7 protein-coding genes are annotated in these 7,813 nt (G+C 37.9%); all 7 read left to right on the forward strand.

Annotation, left to right across the window (positions count from 1 at the left end; genetic code table 11):
• Positions 1-624 precede the first annotated feature (624 nt).
• The 7 genes from NEOC84_RS09165 (at position 625) to zwf (ending at position 7,644) form a co-directional block, all read left to right on the forward strand.
• Positions 625-882, forward strand: coding sequence for a type II toxin-antitoxin system prevent-host-death family antitoxin (locus NEOC84_RS09165; RefSeq protein ID WP_166158447.1), 258 nt, complete (start codon positions 625-627; stop codon positions 880-882).
• 276 nt (positions 883-1,158) lie between these two features.
• On the forward strand, positions 1,159-2,397 hold the full coding sequence (locus NEOC84_RS09170; protein WP_166158450.1) for a YihY/virulence factor BrkB family protein: 1,239 nt from the start codon (positions 1,159-1,161) through the stop codon (positions 2,395-2,397).
• 195 nt (positions 2,398-2,592) lie between these two features.
• Positions 2,593-3,372, forward strand: a complete 780-nt coding sequence (gene kdsB / locus NEOC84_RS09175; RefSeq protein ID WP_166158453.1) for a 3-deoxy-manno-octulosonate cytidylyltransferase — start codon at positions 2,593-2,595, stop codon at positions 3,370-3,372.
• Positions 3,348-4,967 carry a CTP synthase gene (locus tag NEOC84_RS09180; protein ID WP_166158456.1) on the forward strand — a complete coding sequence of 540 codons (1,620 nt, stop codon included), beginning with the start codon at positions 3,348-3,350 and terminating at the stop codon, positions 4,965-4,967. Before kdsB ends, NEOC84_RS09180 begins: the two co-directional genes overlap by 25 nt.
• Positions 4,964-5,455: a Holliday junction resolvase RuvX gene (ruvX, locus tag NEOC84_RS09185; protein ID WP_166158459.1), complete on the forward strand. Its 492-nt coding sequence runs from the start codon at positions 4,964-4,966 to the stop codon at positions 5,453-5,455. The genes NEOC84_RS09180 and ruvX overlap by 4 nt, the downstream gene beginning before the upstream one ends.
• Positions 5,445-5,972 (forward strand): EVE domain-containing protein, encoded by a 528-nt coding sequence (locus tag NEOC84_RS09190; RefSeq protein ID WP_166158462.1) that lies wholly within the window; start codon positions 5,445-5,447, stop codon positions 5,970-5,972. The genes ruvX and NEOC84_RS09190 overlap by 11 nt, the downstream gene beginning before the upstream one ends.
• Positions 5,973-6,168: 196 nt before the next feature.
• Entirely contained in the window at positions 6,169-7,644 is a 1,476-nt protein-coding gene (zwf, locus tag NEOC84_RS09195; RefSeq protein WP_347566668.1) for a glucose-6-phosphate dehydrogenase, read from the forward strand.
• The last annotated feature ends 169 nt before the right edge of the window (positions 7,645-7,813 follow it).

Below are 7,813 nucleotides of genomic sequence, written 5' to 3' on the forward strand. Positions count from 1 at the left end.
AAACTGGGACGCAATTACCTTAAAGGCCGTTTGGGAGATTTTTTTAACGCCATTCTATGTGGAATTGGCCATAACATGCGTTTAATTTACAACTGGCTAGTCGCTCAAAATTCTCCCAAGCGTCTTTATTCAGGCTAAAAAAACTCGTTTTCTTCTTTAAATTGCTTTAACGCTCTATCTTGAAGGCTACCTCCTGCTCTAAAACTCTTAATTTTTAGCCAATTATCATACTCATCAACAAAAATTCTTGGATTTGCAGTTTTTTAACTTAGGTCTAAAAGAAAATTCATAATTTTTCTTTCTAAAATGGATGCCATGAAGAAATTTTTAAGGTTAATTCAGGTCGAACTAAAATAGCTTTTACCTAAAATTTCCTCATTTTTCATTTGGCCAATAAGCGTTTCTATTGCCTGACACAAGTGTATTTGTGCTCTTATCCACTTGCTCACTTTAGTGCTCTCCTTTCATATTACTTAAAATGAGAAATAGAAGATTTTTTCAAGTGCTATTTTCAAACTCTTTAAAGGAATAATTACATATCTATAAAATATTTTACCTGACGGGTATATAAGTTTAATTTTATATATTTGGTATGTTATACGTGAACAGTGAAAGGAGAGTAATATGAAGAACATAAGAAGCATTTCAGCTACTCAAGCAAGAAAAGACTTAGGAGAGATTTTCAGAGAGGTCAATTACCATAAAAAACGTATCCTTCTTACCAATCACAAGAAACGAGTAGCAGTAGTGCCGATTGAGGATTTAGAAACTTTGGAAGCCCGAGAGGTTGCTCAAGATATTCATGAAGCAAAAAAAGCTTTAAAAGAGATTGAAGTAAAGGGTACTATTTCTTTGAAAGAGATGAAAAAACGATTAGGCTAAAGCCACGATGACAAAAGCTACGTATACGATCGAATGGGCGTCTAGTGTAGGAAAGCGGCTTAAAATAATCCCAACAATATTAGAAAAATAATTTCTGAACGAATACAAAAACTAGAGAAACATCCTCATGCAAAAAATGTTGAACCGTTGCAAGGTGTAGATATAAGTTTTATATGGCTTTTTAGCAGCAAGTAAAGGGCTAAGCCATCCTTTTCTTGCTTAAGTTATTACTAGCTAGTGCTTGCATAAGTTCAAGATTTGATATAATCTGCATTTATGAAAAGAATATGGAAACTATTTTGTCATACAGTTAAAAGTTTTTATGAAGATGACTGCAACGCGCGTGCAGCAGCATTAACATACTTTACTTTAATGTCTATTGTTCCCGTATTTGCCGTAATTCTTGGACTTGCAAGAGGTTTCGGCTTTGCCCCCTTTTTAGAAGAAGTTATCAAAGAACAACTTAGCAAGCAGCCCGATATTGCTAGCTATGCAATAGACTTTGCGTATAGCCTTTTGGAAGAAACGAGTAGTACCTTGATTGCTGGGGTTGGAGTGATATTACTTTTATGGACTGTTTATAATATCTTTGGGAATGTGGAAGAAGCTTTAAATGATATCTGGAAAATTCCTCGTGCGCGGTCTTGGATAAGGAAAGTTACCGACTATATTGCAGCCATTATTATATGCCCCTTATTTTTTGTCGTTTCAAGTAGCTTAACTATTTATCTAAAAACCCATTTTGTAGAAATTTCTGGAAAAGCAGTTTTCTTTGAATATCTATTTATTCATTTTTTTCCCTTTTTGATAACTTGGATGCTATTTACTTTCTTATATTTCTTTTTGCCTAATCGAAAGATTTCATTCAGATATGGAATGCTTGGCGTACTTGTAGGAGGAACAGCCTATCAACTTATCCAAACATTTTATATTAATATACAGTTAAAACTTTCTAGCTACGGGGCTATTTACGGAAGTTTCGCGGCTTTACCTTTATTTTTAATATGGTTAAATTTAAGTTGGATGATCATTTTAGCTGGAGCTGAATTGGCCTACCAAGCAGAGATTATGGCATGGAATTATGCGCCTACGCGTAAAGGTACCCCTCAAACCCTAGCTTGTCGACGTGTGCTAGCTCTTATGATTATTTACAGCTGCATGCGTAATTTTTGTGAAGGTAATTCTCCTTATACTATTCATCAGCTTTCAGATAAGCTTGGAGCAGCCAAGATCAAGTTAGCAGAAATTCTCAAAATCTTAATTTACTATAAAATTCTTTCAACGACAGACTATCATTCTGACGGAGAGATTTATTACCAGCCTGCTCGCGATGTTAATACAATTACTTTAAAGAATGTAGCCGATATTTTTCCCGCCGTAGAAAAAGAGGTCGTGAGCATTTATAGAAACCCTCTAGTTCCTTATTTTGAAGAATTACTTGCTAAATACGATAAGAAGACCACAGAGATGCAGGAAAATTTACCTTTAAGCGCTATTAACTTGCAAAAGCTATGAAATTATCATCTAGCGGCCTTCTATGGCTGTGGCTCCATAAGTTTTTTCCCTCCCCTATCAAAAAGAACCTGTAATCCATTTTGTTCTCTTCGTGTAAACAGCAGCTGTTTAAAGATAGCAATATCGGTTCGAATAACTCTTGAATTTATGGATCCAATGAAATAAACTGCTTTTTTATAAATTTTAAGAGAAGAGATGTCGGAAACAAAATCACCGAAAATTATCGGGGTTATCCCCGCACGTTATGGGAGCACTCGCTTTCCTGGAAAACCTTTAGCAACTATTTTAGGCAAATCACTCATCCAAAGAACCTACGAAAATACCAAAAAATGCCTTTCTTTAGATGAAGTTTTTGTGGCGACAGATGATAGAAAAATTTTTGAGCATGTAGAAAGCTTTGGAGGTAAGGTCGTTATGACTTCTTCTGGCTGTCCCACCGGCTCAGATCGTTTAATAGAGGCCGTACAAGCTAACCCTCTTTTTAAAGAAGTCGCTATAGTAGTGAATATACAGGGTGATGAACCTTGTTTAGAACCTTCTATCATTCATGAAGTGGTGCAGCTGTTGCTCCAAGATCCCCATAATGTGATGTCCACAGCGGTTACAAGAATTCATTCAGAAGCTGAGGCTTTAAATCCCTTTGTTGTTAAATGCTGCTTAGATCGACAGGGAAATGCTCTTTACTTTAGCCGTTCTTTGATCCCTAGTAATCCCCTGGCAAAATTTGATCCTCGCATGGCCTACTTTAAACATATTGGAATCTATGGATTTCGACGAGAATTCTTATTCACCTATGGTAAGTTAGGGACTACTCCCCTACAACTAGCAGAAGACCTAGAACAGCTTAAAGTTTTAGAACATGGTTATAAGATAAAAACTGCGATAGTCGAAAGTGCAAGCCTTAGCGTTGACCATCCCGAAGATATAAAAAAAATTGAGTCACTATTATTATGCAAACAAAATATTTGTTCATAACAGGCGGAGTTTGTTCATCTCTAGGTAAAGGGTTGACAGCTGCCTCTATTGCGATGCTGCTTGAAAAAAAAGGCCTCAAAATTGCCTTACTTAAATTTGATCCTTACTTAAATGTAGATCCTGGTACTATGAGTCCTTATCAGCACGGCGAGGTATATGTAACCGACGATGGAGCGGAAACTGATCTTGACCTGGGACATTATTACCGCTATACCAACTCCCCTTTATCGCATGCCTCCAATGCAACTTCAGGGCAGATTTATAATAGTGTAATTCGTCGAGAAAGGCAGGGAGATTATCTAGGAAAAACAGTGCAGGTTATCCCTCATATTACCGATGAAATTAAGCAGCGCATTCATATTTGTACTAAGCAAGAAGAAAATATTGATGTTGTTTTAGTGGAAATAGGAGGAACAGTAGGTGACATCGAATCGCTGCCTTTCCTAGAAGCTATCCGTCAATTCCATAATGAAAATAAAGGCAAATGCTTAAATATCCACCTTACTTATGTTCCTTACTTAAAAGCAGCAGGAGAAGTTAAAACCAAGCCCTCTCAACATTCTGTACAAGTTTTAAGAGAAATTGGTATTTTTGCCGATATTATTATCTGTCGTTGCGAGAATCCTTTACCCGAAGAAGTTAAAGATAAATTAAGTCTTTTTTGTAATGTTAGCCGCCGAGCAGTCATTGACGAAGCAGATGTTGAATCGAGCATTTATGAAGTTCCTTTGAAGCTACATGAGCAAAATCTCGACTCAATGATTTGTGAAATGCTTCATTTGCCTAATAGACCTGTCGACTTGGCGGATTGGCAGAAAATCCTTGATACTATCCATCATCCTAAGGGAACGATTACGGTAGGAGTCATTGGTAAATATGTACAACATCAAGATGCCTATAAATCGGTTTTTGAATCTCTGCACCATGGGGCTATTTCTTTAGGTTACAAGCTAGAAATCAAATGTTATGAAGCTGATAAATTAGCAGAAGAAGGAGTGGATCTAGAAAATATAATCCAAGGATGCGATGGCTATCTGGTTCCAGGAGGCTTTGGAGAAAGAGGTTGGATGGGAAAAATCTTTTCGGCAAAATATTGTCGCGAGCGTAAAATACCTTATTTTGGTATTTGTCTTGGCATGCAAGTGATGGCAGTAGAATTTGCAAAGCATGTAGTTAAGCTGGAAGATGCTAATACAACCGAAGTAGATCCCTTTACAAAAAATCCTGTGATCTCTTTGTTAAGTGAACAAAAAGTTGCGCAAGATATGGGCGGTACGATGCGACTGGGAGCTTATAACTGTTGTTTGAAGCCAGGATCGAAAGCTTATCAGGCCTATAAAAAAGATAAAATTTCTGAAAGGCATCGCCATCGTTACGAGTTTAATAATAAATATAAAGAGCAGATGGAGCAAGCTGGTTTTACTATTTCTGGTACGCTGGAATCCGCCTCACTATGTGAGATTGCTGAAGTTAAAGATCATCCTTGGATGGTAGGTGTACAATTCCATCCTGAATTTAAATCTAAACCTACCCAAGCGCATCCCCTATTTAAATCTTTTGTACAAGCCATGATTGATTATCAGGCCAAAAAATGAGCGGCGTCCAAATAGAAAAGCCTTCGATCACTCGCATCGCAGCTTTAGACTACGGATTAGCACGCATAGGCATCGCTGTTTCCGATGAAACTAAAACGATTGCACTACCTTTTATGACGCTTAGCTGCGAAAAAAAAACAAGCGATACTGCTAAAAAGCTGGTTTTACTTTTAGAAGAGCATCAAAAAGCTAACCATTACACTCTGCTCGAACTAGTTATAGGGCTGCCCCTCTTAATGAATGGAACAAGAGGTTATCTGGCAGATGAGACTCAATATTTTATAAGCCTATTGAAAAATTTACTTTCTATTCCTGTAGTTTCTTGGGATGAACGGCTTACATCTGTTCAAGCCGAACGTACGATGAAAGAAGGGAAGCTAAATCGCAAAAAACGTGCTAAATCTGTTGACAATGTTGCGGCTATCATTATCCTACAAAATTATCTTGATCATTTGAAATTACGTCATGGTGGGACATATGATTTCTAACACTCAATATTGGCTAATGAAAACCGAACCTTCAGTTTTTTCTATCGATGATTTACAACGCGAAGGATTTTCTGAATGGGAGGGTGTACGAAATTTCCAAGCCCGCAATTTTATGCGCGATAGGATGAAAGAGGGTGATTTGGTGCTTTTTTATCATTCCAATGCAAAGCCCTCAGGTATAGTAGGTATTTGCCGAATATGCCGGGAAGCTCATGCTGATTTTACTGCGTGGGATAAAGATAGCCCTTATTATGATCCCCAAGCTACCCCCGATCATCCTATTTGGATGATGGTAGAAGTAGAGTTTGTAAAGAAATTTTCCCAAGTTATTGCTCTAGCTAATTTAAGAAAATACCCTCAGCTTGAAGGGCTAAAGATCTTAGAGAAAGGCTCCCGTTTATCAATCACCCCTGTGGAGAAGAAACATTTTGAATTTATTGAATCGCTGGGGCAATTAAGGGTTGAATCAGATCAGAATATATGTTCTTCGCAAGCTCAACCTACTCAACCCACTTAAGGTCATTACCAATTAAGGCCTTCGATCATATCTTCATTTGTAGTGAAATATATCGAGCCGTTTGTTAAAAACACAGCTAAAGAATATCTATTTCGAGGAGACTTTTATGTCGACAGCTACATTTCAGATCGCTAAAGAGTTTTCGACTGCACTTACAGAAGCCAATCGTTCTCATAGAACGGCTCCCCCCTGTATCATGGTAATCTTTGGTGCCACAGGTGATCTGACTGCTCGTAAGTTAGTCCCTGCGCTTTATAACCTCAATAAAGAAAGATTGCTTCCCTCTCACTTCGCCTGTGTAGGTTTTGCACGGCGTAAAAAAGCTGATGAGGACTTTCGCCATGAGATGATGGAAGGAATCAATAGCTTTTCACGCACAAGGCCTGTCGATAAGAACATGTGGAATACTTTTAGTGAGCAGCTGTATTATCATATGGCCGAATTCCATGAAGATGAAGGGTATATACGGCTAGCTAAGCTCCTTGAAGACCTAGATATTAAATATGGAACAAAAGGAAATAGAGTTTTTTATCTATCTACCCAGCCTAGTTTTTTTCCTCTTATTATCCAAAAACTGAGCCAACATAACCTTATTTATAACGAGGTAGAAAATCCTGATAAATGGTCGCGAGTTATTATTGAAAAACCTTTTGGCTTCGACTTAGACTCTGCCAAGAATCTGCAAAAAGAAATATCTCAATATCTCAACGAGTCGCAGATCTATCGCATCGACCATTATTTAGGTAAAGAAACTGTACAAAACCTTTTAGTATTTCGTTTTAGCAATCCTCTTTTTGAAGCTATTTGGAATAATAGCCACGTCGATAATGTCCAAATTACAGTAGGAGAAGAAATAGGCATTGGCAACCGCGGTCGATTTTTTGAAGAAGCAGGCATGCTAAGAGATATTGTTCAAAATCATATGATGCAACTTCTCTCTCTTGTCTGTATGGAACCTCCCAATAGCCTTAAAGCTGAAGCCATTCATAATGAAAAAGTCAAAGTGATTGAATCCATTCGCCCTTTTTCTATGGATCAGATGGATCGCTTAATCATCCGCGGACAATATGGCCCCGGCCTTATTAACGGCCAGCCAGTCAATGGATATAGGCAAGAGGAAAATGTGCATCCTCAATCCACAGTAGAGACATATGTTGCCCTACAGTTATTTATTGATAACTGGCGCTGGTCTGGTGTGCCTTTTTACCTTAGAGCAGGCAAAAGACTTCCTAAAAGAGCTACCGAAATAGCTATTACTTTTAAAGCGGTACCAGGTTTTCTCTTTAATGATGCAGGTAAAACAATTGAACAGAATGTCTTAGTAATACGCATTCAACCTGATGAAGGAATTTCTTTAAAAATTAATTGCAAAGTGCCCGGTATCAATAGCCCCATCCAACCTGTTAAGATGGATTTCCAGTATGGATCTTATTTTGGCGCCACCCCTCCTGAAGCTTATGAAAGGCTAATCTTAGATTGCATGTCGGGAGACAATACCTTATTTGCACGAGCAGATGAAGTGCTAGCTTCCTGGAAACTATTATCGCCTATCCTCCACCACTGGCAAGATAATCCTGCCCCCTGCTTCCCAAATTATGCCGCCGGCACCTGGGGACCTGAAGAGGCTAATCAATTGCTAGCCCAAAGTGGAAGAAAATGGAGTTTAATTTAGCCTTCCTAAATTTTTAAAGTTAGAAAAAGCAGGGTTATTGTAAAAAAATTAGTTAGAATGAGTAGGGGTGTAATTAAAAGTGTTGGCAAGATAAGGAAGGATTAATACATACTGAAAGTGTAGCAAAAGGAGGTTGCATATGCTTAACGAAGAAGAAGTTAATAAAGTA

The organism is Neochlamydia sp. AcF84 (assembly GCF_011087585.1).
GTDB lineage: Bacteria > Chlamydiota > Chlamydiia > Chlamydiales > Parachlamydiaceae > Neochlamydia.

Bases quoted from the DNA above. Each gene is read 5' to 3' on its own strand.
- NEOC84_RS09165 (WP_166158447.1), top strand. From the start codon at position 625: ATGAAGAACATAAGAAGCATTTCAGCTACTCAAGCAAGAAAAGACTTA.
- NEOC84_RS09170 (WP_166158450.1), top strand. From the start codon at position 1,159: ATGAAAAGAATATGGAAACTATTTTGTCATACAGTTAAAAGTTTTTAT.
- zwf (WP_347566668.1), top strand. From the start codon at position 6,169: ATGGTAATCTTTGGTGCCACAGGTGATCTGACTGCTCGTAAGTTAGTC.
- NEOC84_RS09180 (WP_166158456.1), top strand. From the start codon at position 3,348: ATGCAAACAAAATATTTGTTCATAACAGGCGGAGTTTGTTCATCTCTA.
- ruvX (WP_166158459.1), top strand. From the start codon at position 4,964: ATGAGCGGCGTCCAAATAGAAAAGCCTTCGATCACTCGCATCGCAGCT.
- NEOC84_RS09190 (WP_166158462.1), top strand. From the start codon at position 5,445: ATGATTTCTAACACTCAATATTGGCTAATGAAAACCGAACCTTCAGTT.
- kdsB (WP_166158453.1), top strand. From the start codon at position 2,593: ATGTCGGAAACAAAATCACCGAAAATTATCGGGGTTATCCCCGCACGT.